18 protein-coding genes are annotated in these 20693 nt (G+C 42.4%); 8 read left to right on the top strand and 10 right to left on the bottom strand.

Going from position 1 to position 20693, the window contains the following annotated elements; all coding sequences use genetic code 11:
- The first annotated feature begins 77 nt into the window (after nt 1–77).
- Together Q0R52_RS21340 and Q0R52_RS21335 are read left to right on the top strand one after the other, a co-directional pair.
- A complete protein-coding gene (locus tag Q0R52_RS21340; RefSeq protein ID WP_295798261.1) occupies nt 78–908 on the top strand; it encodes a glycosyltransferase family 2 protein in 831 nt (276 codons plus the stop codon).
- Nucleotides 909–1104: 196 nt separating this feature from the next.
- Nucleotides 1105–1920: an SDR family oxidoreductase gene (locus Q0R52_RS21335; protein ID WP_295798258.1), complete on the top strand. Its 816-nt coding sequence runs from the start codon at nt 1105–1107 to the stop codon at nt 1918–1920.
- 91 nt (nt 1921–2011) lie between these two features.
- Here Q0R52_RS21335 and Q0R52_RS21330 read toward each other — a convergent pair whose 3' ends face one another.
- Nucleotides 2012–2806, bottom strand: coding sequence for an ion channel (locus Q0R52_RS21330; protein ID WP_295798255.1), 795 nt, complete (start codon nt 2804–2806; stop codon nt 2012–2014).
- Between the two features lie 475 nt (nt 2807–3281).
- Between Q0R52_RS21330 and trpD the strand changes: the two genes are divergently transcribed.
- From trpD to trpA, 4 genes are all read left to right on the top strand, one after another.
- Nucleotides 3282–4271, top strand: a complete 990-nt coding sequence (gene trpD / locus Q0R52_RS21325; RefSeq protein WP_295798253.1) for an anthranilate phosphoribosyltransferase — start codon at nt 3282–3284, stop codon at nt 4269–4271.
- A complete protein-coding gene (locus Q0R52_RS21320) occupies nt 4271–4897 on the top strand; it encodes a phosphoribosylanthranilate isomerase (RefSeq protein WP_295798251.1) in 627 nt (208 codons plus the stop codon). Before trpD ends, Q0R52_RS21320 begins: the two co-directional genes overlap by 1 nt.
- On the top strand, nt 4897–6078 hold the full coding sequence (gene trpB / locus Q0R52_RS21315) for a tryptophan synthase subunit beta (protein ID WP_295798248.1): 1182 nt from the start codon (nt 4897–4899) through the stop codon (nt 6076–6078). The genes Q0R52_RS21320 and trpB overlap by 1 nt, the downstream gene beginning before the upstream one ends.
- 147 nt (nt 6079–6225) lie before the next feature.
- A complete protein-coding gene (gene trpA / locus Q0R52_RS21310) occupies nt 6226–6996 on the top strand; it encodes a tryptophan synthase subunit alpha (protein WP_295798245.1) in 771 nt (256 codons plus the stop codon).
- Nucleotides 6997–7094: 98 nt separating this feature from the next.
- Here trpA and Q0R52_RS21305 read toward each other — a convergent pair whose 3' ends face one another.
- The 4 genes from Q0R52_RS21305 to Q0R52_RS21290 form a co-directional block, all read right to left on the bottom strand.
- Entirely contained in the window at nt 7095–7715 is a 621-nt protein-coding gene (locus Q0R52_RS21305) for an L-threonylcarbamoyladenylate synthase (protein ID WP_295798242.1), read from the bottom strand.
- A gap of 118 nt (nt 7716–7833) precedes the next feature.
- Complete coding sequence (locus tag Q0R52_RS21300; protein WP_295798240.1) at nt 7834–8628, bottom strand: hypothetical protein; 795 nt, start codon at nt 8626–8628, stop codon at nt 7834–7836.
- A 272-nt stretch (nt 8629–8900) separates the two neighbouring features.
- Nucleotides 8901–9437 (bottom strand): YceI family protein, encoded by a 537-nt coding sequence (locus tag Q0R52_RS21295; RefSeq protein ID WP_295798237.1) that lies wholly within the window; start codon nt 9435–9437, stop codon nt 8901–8903.
- Nucleotides 9438–9616: 179 nt separating this feature from the next.
- Nucleotides 9617–10705 (bottom strand): aromatic ring-hydroxylating dioxygenase subunit alpha, encoded by a 1089-nt coding sequence (locus Q0R52_RS21290; protein WP_295798235.1) that lies wholly within the window; start codon nt 10703–10705, stop codon nt 9617–9619.
- 334 nt (nt 10706–11039) lie between these two features.
- On the opposite strand from Q0R52_RS21290, the gene Q0R52_RS21285 reads away from it, so the two are divergent.
- Complete coding sequence (locus Q0R52_RS21285; RefSeq protein ID WP_295798233.1) at nt 11040–13172, top strand: tetratricopeptide repeat protein; 2133 nt, start codon at nt 11040–11042, stop codon at nt 13170–13172.
- A gap of 56 nt (nt 13173–13228) precedes the next feature.
- On the opposite strand, the gene Q0R52_RS21280 is transcribed toward Q0R52_RS21285, so the two are convergent.
- Nucleotides 13229–14584, bottom strand: coding sequence for a hypothetical protein (locus Q0R52_RS21280; protein WP_295798231.1), 1356 nt, complete (start codon nt 14582–14584; stop codon nt 13229–13231).
- Nucleotides 14585–15065: 481 nt separating this feature from the next.
- On the opposite strand from Q0R52_RS21280, the gene Q0R52_RS21275 reads away from it, so the two are divergent.
- On the top strand, nt 15066–16298 hold the full coding sequence (locus Q0R52_RS21275; RefSeq protein WP_295798229.1) for a PDZ domain-containing protein: 1233 nt from the start codon (nt 15066–15068) through the stop codon (nt 16296–16298).
- A gap of 88 nt (nt 16299–16386) precedes the next feature.
- Here the strand turns inward: Q0R52_RS21275 and Q0R52_RS21270 are convergent, their stop codons facing one another.
- The 4 genes from Q0R52_RS21270 to fucP all read right to left on the bottom strand — a co-directional run bounded on the left by Q0R52_RS21270 (nt 16387) and on the right by fucP (nt 20653).
- Nucleotides 16387–17553, bottom strand: coding sequence for a glycoside hydrolase family 172 protein (locus tag Q0R52_RS21270; protein WP_295798227.1), 1167 nt, complete (start codon nt 17551–17553; stop codon nt 16387–16389).
- A 5-nt stretch (nt 17554–17558) separates the two neighbouring features.
- Entirely contained in the window at nt 17559–18389 is an 831-nt protein-coding gene (locus Q0R52_RS21265) for an amidohydrolase family protein (protein ID WP_295798223.1), read from the bottom strand.
- 94 nt (nt 18390–18483) lie between these two features.
- Nucleotides 18484–19272, bottom strand: coding sequence for an SDR family oxidoreductase (locus Q0R52_RS21260; RefSeq protein ID WP_295798220.1), 789 nt, complete (start codon nt 19270–19272; stop codon nt 18484–18486).
- Nucleotides 19273–19375: 103 nt separating this feature from the next.
- Nucleotides 19376–20653, bottom strand: coding sequence for an L-fucose:H+ symporter permease (gene fucP / locus Q0R52_RS21255; RefSeq protein ID WP_295798218.1), 1278 nt, complete (start codon nt 20651–20653; stop codon nt 19376–19378).
- Nucleotides 20654–20693: the final 40 nt, after the last annotated feature.

Genomic DNA, 20693 nt, shown 5'->3' with positions numbered 1-20693 from the left:
TATTTTGAGGGTAAAGTGTGTGTAAAAAAAAATATCGCATTGCTTAATCCTTATAATAATTTAACTGTCGAACCGGTATGAACCTATCCATAATTGTTGTTAATCATAACACGCGCATATTGCTGAAGCAGTCAATTACTTCCTTAATTGAGGCCTGCAAGCATATTGATTATGAATTAATTGTAGTTGATAATGCCTCAACCGATCATTCATTGGAGATGCTTGCAACCAGCTTTCCGAAGATACAGGTTATAGCAAACAGCGAAGATGAGGGTATAGCGAAAGCAAATAACCAGGCTTTGCAGCTTTGTACAGGCGATTATATTTTATTAGTCAGTGCGGATACTTTAGCAATCAAAGACTCGGTTGAGAAAATGATTGCATTTATGGATAGCCATGCCGATGCAGGTGGTATGAGCATCAGGATGCTAAGCCCGCAGGGGCGCTTTTTACCCGAATCTATCCATGGCCTTACCCCTGCCTGGGGCACATTTTTAAAACTTATCGGCTTTGCCAAACATCTTTCAAAAACAAGGCTTTACGATCGTAACCGCAAAGACTGGGTTGAAGAGTTCCGTGAAGCAGAAATTGATATTTTAAATGGTGCATGTATGATGCTGCGCCGATCGGCGTTACACGAAGTTGGTTTATTTGACGAGCGCTTTTTCATGTTCGGAGCCAATATCGATTTGTCGCACAGGTTACGCCTTGCGGGCTATAAAAACTACTACTATCCAAAAACATACATCATCAACTTCGAGAGCCAAAAACAGGCATCATTTGGTTGGGAGTACATTAAGTATTATTACGGGGCTATGTTCCTTTTTGCCTTTAAATACCTGATAAAAGTGCCTGACATTAAGGTAAAAGGGGTGCCGCAAATGGTTCCTTCGGGGTATGAGGTTTAATGCTCCGTCCGATTTGTAGAGACGCAATATTTTGCGTCGCCCGCATGCCGGTAAACACGCGAAATATTTTTTTCGTGCTGAAAGTCCAGAGACGCAAAGTATTGCGTCCCTACATTAAAAACATCTTATTTGAGGCGAAATATAGCATTGTTTAAATTTACATTTGAATAATCAGCGGATAAATTATCTTCGCGCCATGAATCTCGCCAACAAAGTTATCGTAATAACCGGCGCCTCCTCAGGCATCGGTAAATCACTTGCCATTGAATTTGCCAAACGCGGTGCAAATCTGGTATTAGGCGCGCGGCATTTTGTTAATTTATGCACAATTGCCCAACAGATTGAACAACAATATAATATTAGGGCCATAGCCGTGCAGTGCGATGTAACTATTGAAGAAGATTGCGATTTATTGATAAAGCAAGCCCTTATTACGTTCGATCATATTGATGTGCTGATTAATAACGCAGGCATATCCATGCGGGCGCTTTTTAACGATTCAAGCGTTAAAGTATTAAAATCGGTAATGGATGTCAACTTTTGGGGCGCTGTTTATTGTACAAAATATGCGCTGCCGCATATATTAAAAGCACAAGGCAGCGTAGTTGGCGTATCGTCAATTGCCGGCTACAAGGGCTTGCCGGGTCGCACAGGCTACTCTGCATCAAAATTTGCGATGAATGGCTTCCTGGACGCATTAAGAATTGAGAATTTAAAAACCGGCGTACATGTCATGACTGCTTGCCCTGGCTTTACTGCATCAAACATCCGTAATACAGCCCTGGATAAAAATGGCCAGGAGCAGCGAGAAAGTACGCTCAACGAGCAAAGCATGATGACCAGCGAAGAAGTTGCCCAAATCATAGCCAACGGCGTTGAAAACCGCAGCCGTACGTTGATTATGACCGGCGAAGGAAAATTAACGGTGCTGATCGGAAAGTTTTTTCCGGGTTTGCTGGATAAGCTGGTTTATAATAAGATGAAGAAAGAGCGAAATTCTTTATTGAAATAGCTTTTGCAAGAATCATGATTTGTATGACTAAAGAATTTCTTGATGCAGACAGACGGGCATCGCGGTAATCTTTAAATCAGGTGAATCAGGGTCAATCCTCCCCCATCTTCTCCAACTCAAAAGGCGCATGCTCACTAATTTTGCTTAAATCCAAAACAATACGACCATCCTCGTCCCTGTCAAAGACTGGTTTAAATTTGGCTCCCCAAACAATTTCATGGGCCTGGTATTGGGTGCGCGAGTGAATTGTTTGCGAAAAAGTATCATCAAATGCCCGTAACAGGATAGCAAAACCCGCTTCCGATTTTATCAAATCCTCCTTTGTCATATCGCCCATGGGGCTATTTTCATCCAACGGGTGCACAATTGTCCAGTTTAGGGTTAGCACGCTTACGTTTCGGCGCTCCAGTTCGAGCGGGAAGAAACGGCGGACTATTTTACCATCAACTGTCTCATTATACGAAAAAATAATCTCAATTTCTAAGTCAATCAGCATATTGCGGCGCAAGTTGGCCAGGCGAAACATAACGCCTTTACCTTTATCTCCATAAGGCGCAACGATAATATTTTTACTATAAATAATTTGTGCTGACGGCCTTGAAAAGCGTCCGTACAGTAAACCCGTGGCTAATGCAAAAGCAAGGAGTCCCATCATCGACTCTAAAGCTGCTACACTGTTTGCGGCCATTCCCTTCGGACTAATATGTCCATACCCCACAGTTGATATGGTTTGTGCCGAGAAAAAGAAGGCATCCATAAAATGGGAAAATTGCGTATGTCCCGAAGTCCCGTCGAGGCTGTTTGACCCAAACGACATATAAATAAAAGCGATATGATGTTTAGTATCAAATATCCGCTCAATACCAGCAGCCAGAAGCGTCTCCAACTCATAGTTATCAACGTATGATAATTATTTGCAGTATTGAACAAGGGCAGCCCTACCCGCCGTACATTTGGCGAGCCATCTTTATTCATCAGCGGCTGGTTTTTTATAACCGGCTGAGGGCCAAAGCCAAGGTCGTCTTCAGGATTTATTTTGCGCTCTTTTTTAACCATAATAGTGTGCAGTATTTTTCAGCTTTTGTAAAAATATCATTCTGCTTGCTTTTAGTAAAAACTATTTCCATATTTGTGGCACAAAATGAAAGCAAATATATTAAACAACAATTGGTGGTGGCTTAACGGGTAATCGTAAGGCAATTCCATTTTTTGTTTTTTAAAAAATATACAGAAGGGTTGCCATACACGGCAGCCCTTCTTTTTTTGCCCCGGTTTAGGCCGATGGTAAGGCAAGGAATAGCGCCAGGAGTAAAAGAAATTTAAATTAACCATAACAAATTCCCCTGTAGGGGCTTGGGCTTATGAAAGCGATATTAAATCACCTTTTTGAACACAAAACTTTTACCCGCGAGCAGTCGAAGGAAATTTTGACGGCTATTGCGCAGGGCAAATACAACAACTCGCAAATGGCTGCATTTATGACAGCCTATTGCATGCGCAGTATTACCGTTAACGAACTGGAAGGTTTTCGGGATGCTATGCTGGAGCTTTGCTTACCGATAGATTTACAAACCGGCGAAGTAATCGATCTTTGCGGAACGGGCGGCGATGGTAAGGATACGTTTAATATCTCAACCCTGGCGTCATTTATAGTTGCGGGTGCTGGTTACAAAGTAGCCAAGCATGGTAACTACGGGGTTTCGTCGGGATGTGGCTCATCAAACGTGATGGAGTTTTTGGGCAGCGTGTTTACAAATGACACAGATAAGCTTAAAACTAATATTGATAAAGCCAATATTTGCTTCTTACACGCACCATTGTTTCACCCGGCTATGAAGACGGTAGCGCCTATCCGCCGCGAATTGGGCGTTAAAACGTTTTTCAATATGCTTGGCCCGCTGGTTAACCCGGCAAAACCCCAAAATCAATTGGTAGGTGTTTTTAATTTGGAATTAGCCCGTATCTACGCATATCTATACCAAAAATCAGATGTTAAGTACACCATACTTAATGCCCTTGAAGGATACGACGAAGTTTCACTCACCTGCGATTTTAAGACATTTTCGGCCGGTGGTGAAAAAATAAATAGCATTGAAAGCCTCGGTTTTGCGAAACTTAATCCAAATGAAATTTTAGGCGGCAGTACTATTAGCGAATCGGCAGATATTTTTATGAAGGTGCTTAATAACGAGGCAACGCCTGCACAGAGTAACGTGGTTTTATGCAATGCAGCGCTTGCAATAAACACCATAAAGCCCCAAGCCAGCTTTGCCGATTGTTTTTACGAGGCCGAAGAATCATTGATCAGGAAAAAGGCCTTAACCAGCTTTAAAACACTAATAGCCAACTAATGAAGATAAAACTTTGCGGGATGCGGGATGCAGAGAATATAAAAGCAGTGGCGGCTTTAAACCCCGACTACCTTGGCTTCATATTTTATGACAAGTCGCCGCGCTTTGTGGGTAGCTTACAGGCCGAAGCGCTTGCAGATATCCCATCAACCGTAAACAAAGTGGCGGTTTTTGTAAACGAAAGCCTTGAAAATATCACCAAACTGGTTGATAAATACAATTTCGACTTCATACAGCTACATGGTGACGAAAGCCCCGATTTCTGTAAAGCGCTCAGGAACGAAGCTATCGTAATCAAAGCTTTCGGCGTTAACAGCGGGTTTGATTTTAAACAATTGGATAAATATAAAAACAAGGTCGACCTGTTTTTATTTGATACTAAAACAGAAAGTCACGGCGGTTCCGGGCAAACATTCGACTGGATTATTTTAGATAAATACGATTTAGAGATTCCGTTTTTCGTAAGCGGCGGACTGGGCCCGGACAATATTGAAGAAGCGTTGAAGATTGACCATCCCAAATTTTACGGAGTCGATCTTAATAGCAAATTTGAAATATCGCCGGCATTAAAAGACATTGATCAACTAGAAAAAGCATTCAGCATCATTAAACAAAGCACATACTAATGAAATACGGAGTTAATGAACAAGGGTACTATGGCGATTTCGGCGGGGCGTATATCCCCGAAATGCTTTATCCTAACGTGGAAGAACTGCGCCAGCAATATCTAAACATTATTAACGGCGACGAATTTAGAGCCGAGTTTAACCAGCTTTTGAAGGATTACGTGGGCCGGCCTTCGCCATTGTATCACGCCAAGCGGTATTCAGAAAAATATGGCGCAAACATATTTTTTAAGCGCGAGGACTTAAATCACACCGGCTCGCATAAAATAAATAATGCTATAGGCCAAATACTTTTGGCAAAGCGCCTTGGCAAAAAACGCATTATTGCCGAAACCGGCGCCGGGCAGCACGGCGTAGCCACCGCTACGGTTTGTGCCCTGATGGGTATTGAGTGCGTGGTTTATATGGGCGAAATAGATATGGCCAGGCAGGCACCCAATGTGTCGCGTATGAAAATGCTTGGCGCAAAGGTTGTACCGGCCGTATCGGGCAGTAAAACACTTAAAGACGCCACAAACGAGGCCCTGCGCGATTGGATTGGTAATCCGGTTGATACCCATTACATCATTGGTTCGGTGGTAGGCCCCTATCCTTATCCGGACATGGTGGCCCGTTTTCAATCTGTGATATCGTTCGAAACAAAAAAACAACTGCTGGAACACACCGGCAACGAGTTACCACAATACGTAATGGCCTGTGTAGGCGGTGGCAGCAATGCGATGGGAATGTTTTATCATTTTTTAGATGATGAACAGGTGAAACTGGTAGCAGTTGAAGCAGCCGGCAAAGGCGTCGACAGCGGGCATTCCGCAGCCACAACGTTCCTCGGCAAAGAAGGCGTGCTGCATGGCAGCCGCACTATATTGATGCAAACAGATGACGGACAGGTTGTTGAACCTTATTCAATATCAGCAGGATTAGATTATCCCGGCATTGGCCCGCAGCATGCACATCTTTATAAAATAAACCGCGCGCAATACGTAAGCGTTACCGACGATGAAGCTTTACAGGCCGGCTTGTTATGTTGCCAGTTAGAGGGCATTATACCCGCAATTGAAACAGCCCACGCCCTCGCGCAGCTTGAAAAAATGAAGTTTGACAAAGCCGACAATGTGGTTATCTGCATATCAGGCCGGGGGGATAAGGATTTGGATACGTATATTAAATATTTTGGCTACTGAGAAAGTCCATGGTCGATAGACCATAGAACATAGACCATAGTAAATTATCGAATAAATAACTTTTCCCCATGGACGATGGTCTATGGACTATCGACTAAATATAATTCTTCCATCGACTACGGTCTATGGACTATCGACAAAATAAACATGAACCGTCTTAATAAACTATTCTCAACCAAAAAGGATAACCTGTTGTCCATATACTATACCGCCGGCTACCCGGAAATTAATACCACGCTTGATATTGCCGAAGCTTTGGAAAAAGCCGGGGTTGATTTCCTGGAAGTTGGCTTCCCCTACTCCGACCCTGTGGCCGACGGCCCAACCATCCAGCACAGTTCTGAAAAAGCGCTGGAAAATGGCATGACGCTAAACCTGTTGTTTGACCAGCTGGCTGATTTGCGTAAACGGGTTACTATCCCAATCCTGCTGATGGGCTACGCCAATCCGATGATACAATACGGCGTGGAACGTTTCTGCAAAAAAGCAGCCGAGGTTGGCGTTGATGGTGTTATTGTGCCTGATTTGCCCATGTATGAATATGAAACCTTGTACGCCGGTTATTTTAAAGCCAATGGCCTAAGCAACATCTTCCTGGTAACCCCGCAAACTTCCGAAGATCGCATCCGCAAGATTGATGAGTTGAGTAACAGTTTTATCTACCTGCTTTCCTCTTCATCTATTACAGGCGGTAATTTACAGGTATCGGTTAATATCGAGGATTATTACAAACGAATTAAAGCCATGCAGTTGAAAAACCCTGAGATAATTGGGTTTGGTATATCAGATAACAAATCGTTCAGTAAAGCATGCGAATATGCTGCCGGAGCGATTGTGGGCAGTGCGTTTGTGAAGCTTTTGGGGACGAAAGGGTATTTGGAAAAGATTGACGAGTTTGTAAAAGGGATTAGGCCGTAATTTCCCGTAGAGACGCAATATTTTACGCCTCCCGCACATAGGTAACAAACAATGCCGTTCGTCCACGATATCGTTTCGAGACGAAAAATATTCCGTCTTTACAAATATAATTCCAAGTCCCCCTTACCTTCACGAATAACCTCAAAGTCGCCACTGGTGCAATCAACTACAGTTGAGGGAATATTTTCACCATAGCCGCCATCAATTACCAGGTCAACCAAATCATCATACTTTTCGTGGATTAATTCCGGGTCGGTGGAGTATTCAATTATCTCGTCGTCGTCTTTTATTGATGTTGACAGGATTGGGTTGCCTAGTTGTTTTACAATTTCGCGGGCAATGTCATTAGCCGGCACCCTGATACCCACTGTTTTTTTGTTAGAGCTTAGCAGCTTAGGCACATTATGGTTAGCATTAAAGATAAACGTAAACGGCCCCGGCAGGGCTTTTTTAAGCACGCGGAAGGTATGGTTATCAATTGGCTTAATATAATCGGATATGTGGCTTAAATCGTAGCAAATAAACGAGAAGTTGGCCTTCTCGGGCTTGATGTTCCTTATTTTACAGATAGCCTCGATAGCCCGGTGGTTGGTTATATCGCAGCCCAGGCCGTAAACCGTGTCAGTAGGGTAAATTATCAGCCCGCCTTTGCGCAGCACTTCCACCACTTGTTCAATGGCTTTCGGGTTGGGGTTTTCAGGGTATATTTTTATGAGCATGTTTTGATTTCGGATTTAATTTTCTGAACCTGGATTAAACAGATTATTTGACTCACAGGATTTTTATGGCCTGTATCCGATAAATCCATTAATCTGTTTAATCCAGGTTCGGATACTTCTAATAATTTGTATGCTGAAACTGCTGTGCCATTGTTAAATAAAAGTATTCCGTTATTAAACCGTCAATATCATTTACTGTTTTATACAAACGGACTTTTGTGGCAGGCTTATCTTTTCCAGGGATATCGGTATTAGCGCTTAACTCATCATCAATTCGTTGCTTTAGCGCACCAATATAAAGTCGTTTTTGCGCTGCAATATTATACGTTTTTACATAATAATCGTCTTTATTTTTCGGGTACAATGATACCGCGTATTCAGCATCGCCCAATATCCTGGTTTCCTGGTGGCCAAAATAAGTACCGCCGTTAAGTTTTTCGAATATCGAATTGATATTTCCGTAGAGTTTTATCAGCTTAATCCGTTGCGTTGCAAAAGGTTTGTCACCGTTTCTAAATCTCAGGAAATAGGCATATAAACTGTAATAATCATCCTGCCCTACCTCGCTGCTGAATGAATAATCGGGTTCTGTCTTGCCCGCACGCTCGTCAAGCTCGTCGGGGCTTAACCTTTTCCTAGCATATTCAATTGAGGGCTCTTCAGTATATTCACTGATAAGCTCTGGCCGGTGTCTGATAAAATCTTTTAATTCCGAAGTTTTATAAAATATCGGCATTTCAGGGTCGGCACTGATATTAATACTGTCCTTGCCGATGCTGTCGAGCTTATGCTCATATTTAATAAAGTTAGTGTCGACCGCGCCAGCGGCGATCTGTGGCGATTCATTTTTTTGAGCTTGCTGTTTGCACCCAAGAACTATTAACGATAATAAGACTAAAAAGCTGTATTTCATCCGGTTAATTATTGCTTCACTAAAGTAATCATTAATAAATGATAGCGAGCGATAAATTCAGCATCGGCGATTTTTAACCACAAAGACGCTTAGAAAAAAACACCGAGATCTCCGAGCCTTTATAATGATTTTTTTTGTGCTCTCTGTGCCACCTCTGCATCTCTGTGGTTAAATTTCCAATAGAAAAGCAAAAGCCATTCGCGTTAACAAATGGCTTTTTTATAAAGGCCTGAACTAATCAAATTAATCAAGCCCGCTCAACTCAATACAACTTATTTCTGTTTTGCAAACTGTACGTTAATCAACAGCTTAATATCCTCGCCTACCACAATTGATCCCGCTTCGGTAATGCCATCCCAGGTTAAACCAAATTCTTTACGGTTGATTTTGCCGGTTACTTCAAAACCTGCTTTTGTGTTGCCATAAAAGTCATCGGTCGAGCCGCCAAATTCTGCAGACAACGTAACCGGCTTGGTAATGCCTTTAATGGTCAGATCGCCTTTCAATTCGTATTCTTCATCATCAGTTTTTGTAAACGATGTTGATTTGAAAGTTATTTGTGGATATTGGGCAGCATCAAAAAATTCTGCTGATTTTAAGTGCTCGTCTCTTTGTGTTTGATTAGTATCAATGCTGTCGATATTCAATGCGAAAGTGATGTCTGCATTTTCGAAATCATCCCCTTCTGTTTCCAGTGAGCCTTCAAAGCTTTTGAAGAAACCGCTAACTGTTGATATTACAAGGTGTTTTACTTTAAACTGTACTTCTGAGTGCATTGGGTCGATAGACCATTTTGTTATTGTTGCCATGACTTTAATTTTTTTATGATTGTTTTAATAGGTCAAAGATAAATAATAGATGTTTAAACACATAATTTTAATACCCATTATTACATTGCGTTTACAATGCTGTTTTACAACACGTAAATTGGGCTTTTGTTATAAAGTAATTGATTAATTTATATTACCAAATAGTACAGAAACGTGTATTACTTATTCATAAACTCGGCTAGTATACGGTGAAAATGATGGGTGCCTTGTTCACGGGTTACCGAGTACCGCCCGTGCTGGTAAAATCTTGAACGTATGCCCCGTTGAACGTTCTCTACAATTTCTTCATCTTCCTGCTCAACCTTATCCAGCCCTGCCCCCGCTCCTTTGTCGAGCTTCGAAGCATCCCACACATATGAGAAAAACTTCACCCGGCATTCGCCAACCGAAACGGGCTCAACTACGTTGACTGATAATCCCCATGGATAAAAATTAAACATCATATTTGGAAACACCCAGAAATAATAGGCCGCCACATTTTTCCCATAATCAGGCGATGATTCGGGTAAATGAAAACAATCCTTATCGGTTTTAGCTAGGCCCAATTGAAGACTGGAATAAGGAAAAAACAATTCGGTAGCATATTCACCGAAATCGATAACAGCATTTAAGCCTGCATGCACAAAAGGTATATGGAAGCCTTCAAGATAATTTTCGCAATATAATGCCCAGTTGGCCTTTACATTAAACACGCGCGATAATGAAGTTTCAAATTTAAAATCCTCCAGCGGCATCCAATTAATGCGTTCTGTCATATCCCGGAAAAATAGATCATGCGGAAATTTAACGTTAAGCGATGTAAACAACCAATTGCTCCATTTAAAAACATTCAGCTTCGGCAGGTTGTCATCCCCGGTCGGAAAATTTTCCACCTCCTTAAATTCAGGCATCGAAATAAAACTGCCATCAAGGTTAAACATCCGCCCATGGTAGCGACAGCGTAGGTTGTTTAACTTGCAAGCCTTATCGGCCACCAGGTTGCCGCGATGCGTGCAAACGTTCGATAATACATTTATGTCGCCGTTTTTATCACGGGTTATTAATAAGGGCTCATTAAGGTAGTTTTCCAAAAGTACGAACGGATGCACGTCCCCCTTTTCCTTAACCAGGTCTTCATCGCCAATAAACTGCCACGACGGGGTAAATATTTTTTCTTTGCATTGCTCAAAAACGTCGCCATCTGTGTAGAAATCAGCATGCAATGTTTTTGCTTTTGCAATATCCGGGTCGACGAAATATTTGGTCATAGTCGTTTGGTTTCGGCGGGTAAATTAGGAAATCAACCTCAATCTACCTAAACCATTTAAAATTAAGCAGGGATTTTAAATCCCCAAAGTGAGCAACTAATCCCCTATTCATAAAACTATAACCATTTGCAGCCAATTTGCGTATTACAGCACCGGACGATTTCAGGGGCAAAAATTACACATTTGGTTGTATTTTTGCTTGTAGGTTTAATTTTCGGAGATATTTAAGTATCCAACGGGCATTAAAATACCTTATACAGGAAACGTTTTATCATTCAGTCTAAATCAAAAACCATGTTTGGCTTGTTTATTGCCAATTTGATGTAACACAATTATGAAAAGACTTTTAGTTATCATTTCATTTATACCTTACCTGGCCCTTGCCCAAACCTCAGATCAGCATCTGAAAATGGCAAACGACCTGTCGGCACAAAAAAACTATAAAGCTGCAATTCCTGAGTTCACTAAAGCTATCGAGTTGAACGGCAGTAATGTAAAAGCTTACCTGTATCGCGGAAATGCATATAGTAACAGCCAGCAATATGACGACGCAGTTAACGACTATACAAAGGTTGTAACTATCGATCCAGGCAATGCAAACGCCTATTACTACCGCGCAAATGCTAACGGTAATATTAAAGCCTACAAAAGCGCTATTGATGATTATACCAAAGCTATCGACTTAGGCTTACGTAATTCCGATATGTTCCACTATCGCGCAAACGCGCGCTTGAACTCCGCCGACTATGTAGGTGCCATTGAAGACTTTACAAAAGCAATTGACCTTACACCCAACAATGCTGAGTTATACGAGTACCGTGGCGTAGCCAAATCAAATATAAATGACAGCAAAGGGGCCATACAGGATTACGATGTTGCCATAAGGCTCAATCCCAACAATGCCGACGTTTACTACTATCGTGCAAATTCAAAAGGTACAATCGGGGATTATAACGGCGCCGTTGCCGATTACAATACTACGTTGCGGATGAACCCTAACAACGCCGAAGCAGTATTTTATCGCGGCAATGTAAAAACAAACCTGCGCGATTATAAAGGCGCTATTGAGGATTACAAAAAAGCAAGCCAGATGAACCCCGGCCTGCATAACCTGTATTATTACCTGGCTAAAGCCATCAGCAATAGCTCGGATAATAAAGCAGCCATCGACTATTTTAATAAAGCAATAACGCTTGACCCACAAAATCCAGAATTGTATTTATACCGCGGCATATCAGAAAGTAAAAGTGACAACAAAGATGCTGCTATGGCCGATTATAACAAGGCCATTGAACTTGATGCCCACCTGGCAGAAGCATTTCAAAACCGTGCCGATTTAAAAATAGACCAAAAAGATTACCACGGCGCGCTTGACGACGCAAACAATGCTGTTAATTATGCTAAAAACCCTGATGGTTATGCTTATATAACCCGTGCCAAGGCAAAACGTGGCTTACAGGACACAACTGGTGCACTGGCTGATTATGACTCAGCGATTCGCCTGAATCCAAAAAGTACAGAAGGCTATTTTGGTCGTGGCGAGATGAAAATGATGCTGATTGATTACCCCGGCGCTATTGCCGATTTTACTACAGCAATAAATATGTCGCCGGCGAATGCCGATGCCTACTTAAACCGTGGTATTGCCAAAAGCCGCATGGGCGATAAACCCGGCGCAATTGCCGACTTTAAAAAAGAAGTTGAGCTTGATCCTAAAAACCAGCAGGCTTATATGCGGCTTGGTAAAATATTAATTGACGACAGGCAGTATAACGAAGCCCTGCTGCTATTTAACAAAACAGTTACACCATATACCAAAAACGGCAAAATATTGGTTTTACGGGGCACCGCAATGGCCGGCACAGGTGATACCAGGGGCGCTTTAATTGATTTTGACCGCGCAATAGCCGTTGACTCGAACGCTATATCACAAGCTTACAGCGGCAGGGCTAACCTGAAAATGATGTTAAAAGATTACGATGGCGCTGCTACCGACATAAGCAAGGCGCTTGAAAAAGATCAGAATAATGACGATGCGTACTTTTATCGTGGTAATTTAAAAATGATCCAGAAGAACTACGAAGGTGCAGCTTATGATTACATCAGTGTATTACTGATAAACCCCGACAATATTAAAACTTATGCCTACCGCGGCCTGGCCGAAGCGCATATGAAGGATACCGTAGCAATGAATGCCGATTTTAAACAGGCAATAAAGCTTAGCCCTAAAGACGAAATAAACTTTGTACAACGGGCAAAAGCCAAAATGTTTTTGCGCGACTATGACGGCGGCCTAAAAGATTTTGCAACTGCGATTGAACTAAACCCGCGCAACTACGATGTATGGCTTAGCCGCGGAGTTGCCAAACTACAGGAAAATGACAAAAGCGGCTGCCAGGACTTAACCAAGGCCATTGAACTTGGCTCGAAAGAAGCGGTTGAAGAACAACGAAAACTTTGTAAGTAAAAAAGAGAAACAAGAACCAAGAGTCAAGAATTAGCTTATTGTTAAGTTGCGCTTTCCTATCTTGATTCTTGACTCTTGGCGTTTAAATCTTGAGTCAGCGTTCCTCCTGATGTATCGTTAAAGTCATCCCGGTAATTTACTTTACCGTTGCTTAGTTTGACGTAGTCAACCGAGCCTGTGCCCTGGAAGGCAAAATCAAACCCGATTATTTTTGATTTAACGATATCCTGGTTTATGCTGTAAACCAATTTGTCGTTCAAAAATATTTTGGCCTTACGGTCAACCGTTTCAATCTTCACTTTTACAAACGAATTAAAGTCAACCCCGAATACCGACAGGTCATTTTGCTTTCCTGACGTATAGTAATTGGTAAACAATAAATCGAGCGAGGATATGCAGCCTTTACTGCATAGAGGAATATAAATAGCCGTGCCCTCGCACAGGATGTAGATTTTGCTTAATTGACATATTGCCGCCCCTTCCCTGTAATCGTTTTTAACGGAAGTTTCAAAAGTGAAATTATCGCTATATATCTCACCAAAATCGCGCACGTTACCATATAGCATATCAAGCGGAACAGGCTGCAGCTTTACATTTTTTGCCTGGATTTTTTCAATCGGCATAGTCATTTTACCGTTTACAATAGCCTCTTCCTTTGTAAAATAAACCGGCACCGGCGATTGCGTTACCATCGGCAACCAGCCGTTTGACCTTATTAATAGTTTGTGCACGCTTACCGATTTTCCGCCTACAATGAGCCTTGCTTTATAGTAATCGGGATAATAGTAAATTGAGGTGTGCTGGTGGTCGTTTTTTGATACCTTATCCTGCCGGTGCTTATCCCACGATTGTTGGATCACAACCGAATCATAGGGTGATTTGGTTGCATCGAAGTTAAAAATTACAGAGTTAGGCAGCCCGGCAGTTACCACCGTTCTGCTGCTGAATTTATAATCGCCGTTGTTAATTACAGGCTGCTTTTTCTTAACAGAAAACACCGACACAATTACGGCTATAACGCAAACACCGAATAATGCAAATTTAACAACAATTGGCCTTTTTTGTGTAGCTGGAATTTTCGCCTCAATCGCCGGAATAATTGCGGCAGGCTGGATTATCGGCTGCGCAGGTACCACGCCATTTCCGTTTTGCGATTTAAAGCTGCGCCAGTTTTCATAACCTAAAAACTGTACAAGCGTGTCAAGAGTATGGGTATTAGGAAGACTTTCATATTTCACTTTCCCCCAAACACGTTTAAGTGTTACATGGCTTAATGCTACATTGGTTTTTTCCTGTATTTTCTCACTCAATATTACGAAATCCTGGTTTGTCCATTCGCCGCTATCGCCCCAACCGGTATTTATTTCAAATAACTTTTTGGCTTTTTCGATGTAAAACTCGTCGTTATGCATAGTCAATATCCTGTATAGTAAGACAAAAATACCACATCCTGCCGAATAGTGGGGCTTGTACAAACTTGTACAAACTTGTATAAGCCCTGAATAGCTTTCGAATCAATATCTGCATAAATTTATACAATAAATCAGATTCGGGAGCTAAGAATCATGAATCAAAAAGAAATGAGCGATAATCACCCGGTGAAGATAAGCGCCGGGAGATTATAACTGTACTGACACCAAGCAGCTGGCTAATTGCTTTACTTCTTGTTCTTGGCTCCCGGTACTGATTAGCAGGCAAAATTGGCTTGCATATTTACTTTGGAATACTAATATTTTTATTCGTAAATTTAATAGAAATTCCACCAATTATAAAACAAGCGCCCATAAGCGCCTATATTACAGATACATTTAAAGAAGCCAGCCTGGGTGGCTGTGCTTTTATATTAGCCGGCGCAAAACCCGGCAGTGTTTAACGTACATTAATTTTTTTGTTATGTTTAGTAAAAATACACACCGGTTTATGATGTGGCTGTTGTATTTAAATTGCTTTATTTTCACAACAGCCTACTCCCAGTCATTCGATTTAAATAGCAACCGCAATAAAGTAACTATACCGTTCAGGCTGGTACGTAATATGATTATTATCAAATTGCGGATCAATAACAAGGGCCCCTATAATTTTGTGATGGATACGGGCGTCGGCCTGATGATTATTACCGATCCGTTGTTGATCGACTCGCTTGATATGTCATCAAGGCGCATTCTTAAGCTCCGTGGTTTTGGCGAAAACGAATCGTACGAGGCGTATGCATCGTCTGTTTTAAATATTGGTATACCCGGCCTTACCAGCTATGGGGTTAATGCCGCGATATTAAAAAAAGACCAGTTTGGCTTGTCGAATTACGCAGGAATGCCCATACATGGGTTGTTGGGTTATGAATTTTTCAACAACCTGGCGGTAAAAGTAAGTTTCAGCGATTCAACCCTCACTGTATACCGCCCCAGCGAGACCAAACGATTTGCAAAAGGTGAACGGGTGCCAATAACCATAGAAGATCACAAGCCATATTTTGAAACAAATATTGTGATGCCCAGCGGCGAAATTAAAAGGAGTAAGCTTATTGTCGACCTTGGTGCTGGTCACCCCCTTTCACTCGAAAATGTTTCCGACAAAACAGAGCTAACCAAAAAATGTATCCATGCAAACCTGGGGGTTGGCTTTAGCGGCCCCATAAACGGGTACATCAGCAGGGTGAATGAAATTGCGATGGGCAAATACAAAATAAAGGATATCATTTCTTCTTTCCCACAAGACGATTCGTTAAGAAAATACATTAACATAAAACGCGATGGCAACCTGGGCATTGGATTGCTTAAGCGGTTTACGGTAGTTTTTGATTACGCTGGTGGCGCCATGTACCTTAAACCCGGCCCCGGTTTTAAAGCGCCTTTTGAGCAGGACATGAGCGGCCTTGAATATTACGCAGATGGCGATGGCTTCAGGCGGATCATCATCAGCCGTGTAGAGCCTGGCTCTGCAGCAGATAAAGTCGGCCTTGAAAAAGACGATGAAATTGTGTCGATAAACTTCAAACTGATTGCAAATATGAGCTTAGAAGAGGTTGACAATCTTTTTAAATCGCAGGATGACCGCAGCCTTTTGTTAGAGGTTTACCACGATAAGAAGTATGACAATGTGATAATTACACTGAAACGGCGCATATAAACACGATTTAAGGATGTAAAAGATTTACACGATGAATGACAGCTCTATACAACATGTAAATCCTTTAATCCAATAAATCTTAAAAATCTTAGTTTACCTCAAGCACATCCTTCGACGGGAACACCGGGAATACCCCGTGCGGCTCACTTTGGTACCAGAAGGCTACGGTTGCCAAATCATCCTGTAAGGGCATATAACGGCCATCGTGGTGCCAGCCTAGATCCTGCAGGGTAACTTTTAAATCTTTTTCAAAACGTACCGGGTCGGCTATGTGCCAGCGGTAAAGTCCAAACCGTTGTGCTATGTCGTAATGGCCATCGCCGCGTAATACCTGCGGCAGACCCGTGTAAGGGCCGCTAAACTCAGTGTATTGGCTGGTTTCAGAGCCATCAGCCTTTTTATGCTGGCTGTCGAAATCATAGGCACCGTTAAAATAATCTTCGGTACCAGTGCCCGCAATTGTTGGGAATTTGGTATCGCCATCCATAAAGAATTTTATTTCGCCTTCGCCCCACCAGCCATTTTTGTTTGAGCCATAAGCAAGGTATGTACCCACATACTGGCCTTTACCGGTAATTCCGTCAACTATTGTATAGTCCTGCTTAAACGGCAAGGGATTTACCCGGCGGAACTGCGCGTGGAAATAGCCCGCATCTTTAGGTACATCGGTAAGAGTATAATCAACCTGGTAGTACAGCACCATGTCTTCGTCGGCAATGTTCTCCATTGTTATGCGGCATTTTTTGCGAAAAGGCATTGGCCAGTAACAATTTAGCCCGCTGCCCGGATTCACCACCACGGCCAGTGAAGTTACCGCGGCATACCTGCCCCATCCCATGCAGAAAAAGTCGCCAACCGGCGTTTCTACTGATGGTGTGGTTTCATCGTCCCAATAAAAACGGATGATGGAGTACCGCCAGTTGCCGGTAGGCGTCATCCATATATGCTGTATGGCTCCCGATTCATTTATTTCTGCAACCGTGTACGTAGTGTGTTTTTTTATCACGACGCTGGGGCTAACTTTCCAGCCCTGACCCAACTCCCGTGAAGGCCCCGCGCCTGTACCTGTAGTAGCCATCCCACCTTTGCCTTTTTCGCCATTAAAATTCTCAGGACCGATAGAGCGGGTTTTCGCATCCGACATGCGGTAAAGGTTTCCCATGTTTACGCCCAGGCCATTAAACTTTTCCTGTGCTGCTGCCGAGAAACATACAAAAGCACCCATCAAAACAATTAAAGCTGACTTTTTCATCATTATCATTAATTAAGTTTATAAAATTCAATTGCGTTAAGTCCCCAAAACCGGGCCTGTTCTTCCGTTGATAGTTTCGACACGTAATTTTCAACTATCGAAATCATTTTATCATACCCGCCTGCCACATTACAAACCGGCCAGTCAGACCCAAACATTACCCGGTTAGCACCGAACGCCTCAAATATCACATCAAGATACGGTTCAAAATCGCTTTGCTGCCAGTTTTGCCAATCGGCCTCGGTCACCATGCCTGATATTTTGCACCAAGCATTATCATATTTCGCAATAAGCCTGATGTTATTGGCCCATTTTTCAATATTCTGATTTTTAATATCAGGCTTAGCAATATGGTCAATTACGAAGCGTACCCCGGAAATGTTTTTTACAAACTGGTTGGTGTAGCCTAACTGGTCGGGAAAAATGAGGATATCGTAAGCCAAATCGTAGTTCTTTAGGGCGGCAATGCCTTTCATAAACTGCGGGTTTAGCATATAGGCCCTGTCAGATTCACCTTGTAGCACATGGCGCATCCCTTTCAGTTTTTTATGTTCGCTGTAATGTGCAATCCGCTCCCTCACGTGTGGGTCCATAAAGTCAACCCAGCCCACAACGCCTTTTACAAACTCATTTTCTTCGGCCAGCTCGAGTAAAAATTCAGTTTCGGTTTCTGATTGGTCAGCCTGTACAGCTACGCAACCGTCTATTTGATGCTTTTTTAATATTGGTTTAAGGTCTTCCGGGTAAAAATCGCGCTTAATTGCAGCCATGGGTTCATTAATCCATGCATCTCTTACCGGGTCAAATTTCCAAAAATGCTGGTGGGAGTCTATTTTCATTTGTTTCTTAACACGATTTATGGATTTTATGAATTTACAAGATTAAACCGTACGTGTTATTAACCTAATCAACCATTCTCTTAATCAACTCAATCTATGCATTCGCCAGCGCCCTGTCCAAATGCACGTATCCGCCGTCTACATAAATCAGTTGCCCGGTTGTATGGCTTGACCGTTCAGACAATAAGAATACCGTCATGTTAGCTATTTCTTCGGCAGTGGTCATCCTATTTTCCAACGGGATTTTGGATTCAATATCCTTGCGTTTTGCAATTGGGTCGGGCAAAGTGTTTATCCAGTTTTCATATAACGGTGTCCAGCATTCGGCAACTACAATAGCATTTACCCTGATGCCATATTTAAGCAATTCAACCGCCCACTCACGTGTCAGGGCGTTGCGTCCGCCATTTGCGGCAGCATACCCAGATGTATTTCCCTGCCCTGTGGCAGCAGTCTTTGAAGTTATATTCAATATGGCCCCTTTCGATTTTTTCAAGGCAGGTAAAGCAAAATGAGCCATCAAATAGTAATGAACCACGTTTTTATGCAGCGATGCCATAAACTTTTCGTAATTTCCATGCTCAAGCCCAACACCGTCATTTACCCCTGCATTGTTAACAAGACCTTCGATACGGCCAAATTGTTGCAGGATTTTATTTATTGCGTTTTCGCAGGCGGCAGGGTCAGTAAGTTCGGCTACTACATGGTGTGCCTGTCCGCCCGCAGCTTCAACCTCTTTTACAGTTATAAGGTTATCCTCCTCGCTCCTGCCCACTATAACAGGTATTGCGCCTTCAGCAGCTAATACTTTTACAATGCCGGCGCCAATACCTTTTGCCCCGCCGGTTACTACTATTACTTTATTTTTTAATCCTAAATCCATGATGTTAAATTATTAATGCAATTTATCCCGCTCGCTATAGTGACCATTTTGTCATTGCGAGCGAGGAACGAGCGCGGCAACAAAGTTGTTTATTTCCCCCTGCCTAATGCCCCGCAACCATCTCCACATTTTTCACATTCAAGTTCCGCCAGGCAAAATAAAATATGTAAAGGAAAGATACGATGGGTACCAAATAGGCGTATTGAATGCTGCTTCGGTCTGAAATCTTTCCCATTATGGGAGGAATTATCGCTCCCCCAACTATTCCCATTATTACCAGCGACGACCCAAGCTTTGTTCTTGAACCCAGCCCTATAGTACTTAGCGAAAATACTGTTGGAAACATTATTGACATAAAAAATGTAACCCCCATCAGCCCATAAACAGTAAATATCCCGTGCAAGAAGAAGATAGCTATCAGCAGTGACACATTCATCAGGCAGTAAAATGCAAGCAACTTTACCGGGTTTATGAATTTCATTAAATAAGTACCGCTAAACCTTCCTAACATGAAACAAAAAGTGGCAGCAGCAAGGTGGTACTTGGCCGACGTTTCCGTTAGCCCTGCGGTCCGCTCAGAATATCTTATGAAAAACCCTAATATTCCAGCCTGTGCACCTACGTAAAAAAATTGAGCGATCACACCTTTTCTCAATTGATTTACTTTCAGCAATGACCAAATTTTATTGAGCAATGTGCCTGTTTCGCCATCAATAGATTCACTGCCTTCTTCTACAATCTCCGGCAACGCCGTCCGATATATCAAAATGGCTACAACCAGTACAACTAAACCTATAATAAGGTAAGGAATTTGTACAGCAGCGGCTTCTTTGTTCAGGTAGGCATCAAGCTGCGCTGCTGACATAGCCTTTTCCTCATCCGCCGATAAATTCCCCCCTTTCAAAATAAACACACCACCGGCTAACGGGCCAAGTGTGGCCGCCAAACCATTAAACGATTGCGAGAAGTTTATACGCCTGGTTGCTGTCGCCGGGTCGCCCAATACTGTGATGTATGGGTTTGCAGCAGTTTCCAAAAATGCTGCCCCGCTAAAAATCACGAATAAAGACCCTAAAAAGAAATAATAGCTCCTTACTGCAGCTGCCGGAAAAAACAGGAACGAGCCTATGGCGAAAAGCACCAAACCAAGTAGTATCCCACCCTTATAACCATACGTGTGCATAAACCTTGCGGCCGGAATAGGCAAAAGGAAATACGCGAAATAAGAAGCCGAATCAACCAGTGATGACTCAAAATCGGTTAACTGGCACGCCTTTTTCAGGTGGGCAATCAATATTGGATTAAGGTTCAGTGCAAATCCCCAAATAAAAAACAGGGACGTAACTAAAGCCAGTGCAATAAACTTTTGGTCTTTTGACATGAAATAGGTTTAAAATCGGTTAATAATTGGTTCTGTAAAG

This window comes from Mucilaginibacter sp. (genome assembly GCF_025359345.1).
Taxonomy (GTDB): Bacteria; Bacteroidota; Bacteroidia; order Sphingobacteriales; family Sphingobacteriaceae; genus Mucilaginibacter.
Note: the sequence above shows the minus strand (reverse complement) of the source record. Positions and strands in the feature narration are given on the sequence as shown.

What these genes read in the sequence shown, in the direction of transcription:
- Q0R52_RS21285 (WP_295798233.1), top strand. Translation starts at nt 11,040, where the DNA reads ATGAAAAGACTTTTAGTTATCATTTCATTTATACCTTACCTGGCCCTT.
- Q0R52_RS21265 (WP_295798223.1), bottom strand. Translation starts at nt 18,389, where the DNA reads ATGAAAATAGACTCCCACCAGCATTTTTGGAAATTTGACCCGGTAAGA.
- Q0R52_RS21290 (WP_295798235.1), bottom strand. Translation starts at nt 10,705, where the DNA reads ATGACCAAATATTTCGTCGACCCGGATATTGCAAAAGCAAAAACATTG.
- Q0R52_RS21275 (WP_295798229.1), top strand. Translation starts at nt 15,066, where the DNA reads ATGTTTAGTAAAAATACACACCGGTTTATGATGTGGCTGTTGTATTTA.
- trpD (WP_295798253.1), top strand. Translation starts at nt 3,282, where the DNA reads ATGAAAGCGATATTAAATCACCTTTTTGAACACAAAACTTTTACCCGC.
- Q0R52_RS21270 (WP_295798227.1), bottom strand. Translation starts at nt 17,553, where the DNA reads ATGATGAAAAAGTCAGCTTTAATTGTTTTGATGGGTGCTTTTGTATGT.
- fucP (WP_295798218.1), bottom strand. Translation starts at nt 20,653, where the DNA reads ATGTCAAAAGACCAAAAGTTTATTGCACTGGCTTTAGTTACGTCCCTG.
- Q0R52_RS21295 (WP_295798237.1), bottom strand. Translation starts at nt 9,437, where the DNA reads ATGGCAACAATAACAAAATGGTCTATCGACCCAATGCACTCAGAAGTA.
- Q0R52_RS21300 (WP_295798240.1), bottom strand. Translation starts at nt 8,628, where the DNA reads ATGAAATACAGCTTTTTAGTCTTATTATCGTTAATAGTTCTTGGGTGC.
- Q0R52_RS21335 (WP_295798258.1), top strand. Translation starts at nt 1,105, where the DNA reads ATGAATCTCGCCAACAAAGTTATCGTAATAACCGGCGCCTCCTCAGGC.
- Q0R52_RS21340 (WP_295798261.1), top strand. Translation starts at nt 78, where the DNA reads ATGAACCTATCCATAATTGTTGTTAATCATAACACGCGCATATTGCTG.
- trpB (WP_295798248.1), top strand. Translation starts at nt 4,897, where the DNA reads ATGAAATACGGAGTTAATGAACAAGGGTACTATGGCGATTTCGGCGGG.
- Q0R52_RS21280 (WP_295798231.1), bottom strand. Translation starts at nt 14,584, where the DNA reads ATGCATAACGACGAGTTTTACATCGAAAAAGCCAAAAAGTTATTTGAA.
- Q0R52_RS21260 (WP_295798220.1), bottom strand. Translation starts at nt 19,272, where the DNA reads ATGGATTTAGGATTAAAAAATAAAGTAATAGTAGTAACCGGCGGGGCA.
- Q0R52_RS21320 (WP_295798251.1), top strand. Translation starts at nt 4,271, where the DNA reads ATGAAGATAAAACTTTGCGGGATGCGGGATGCAGAGAATATAAAAGCA.
- Q0R52_RS21305 (WP_295798242.1), bottom strand. Translation starts at nt 7,715, where the DNA reads ATGCTCATAAAAATATACCCTGAAAACCCCAACCCGAAAGCCATTGAA.
- trpA (WP_295798245.1), top strand. Translation starts at nt 6,226, where the DNA reads ATGAACCGTCTTAATAAACTATTCTCAACCAAAAAGGATAACCTGTTG.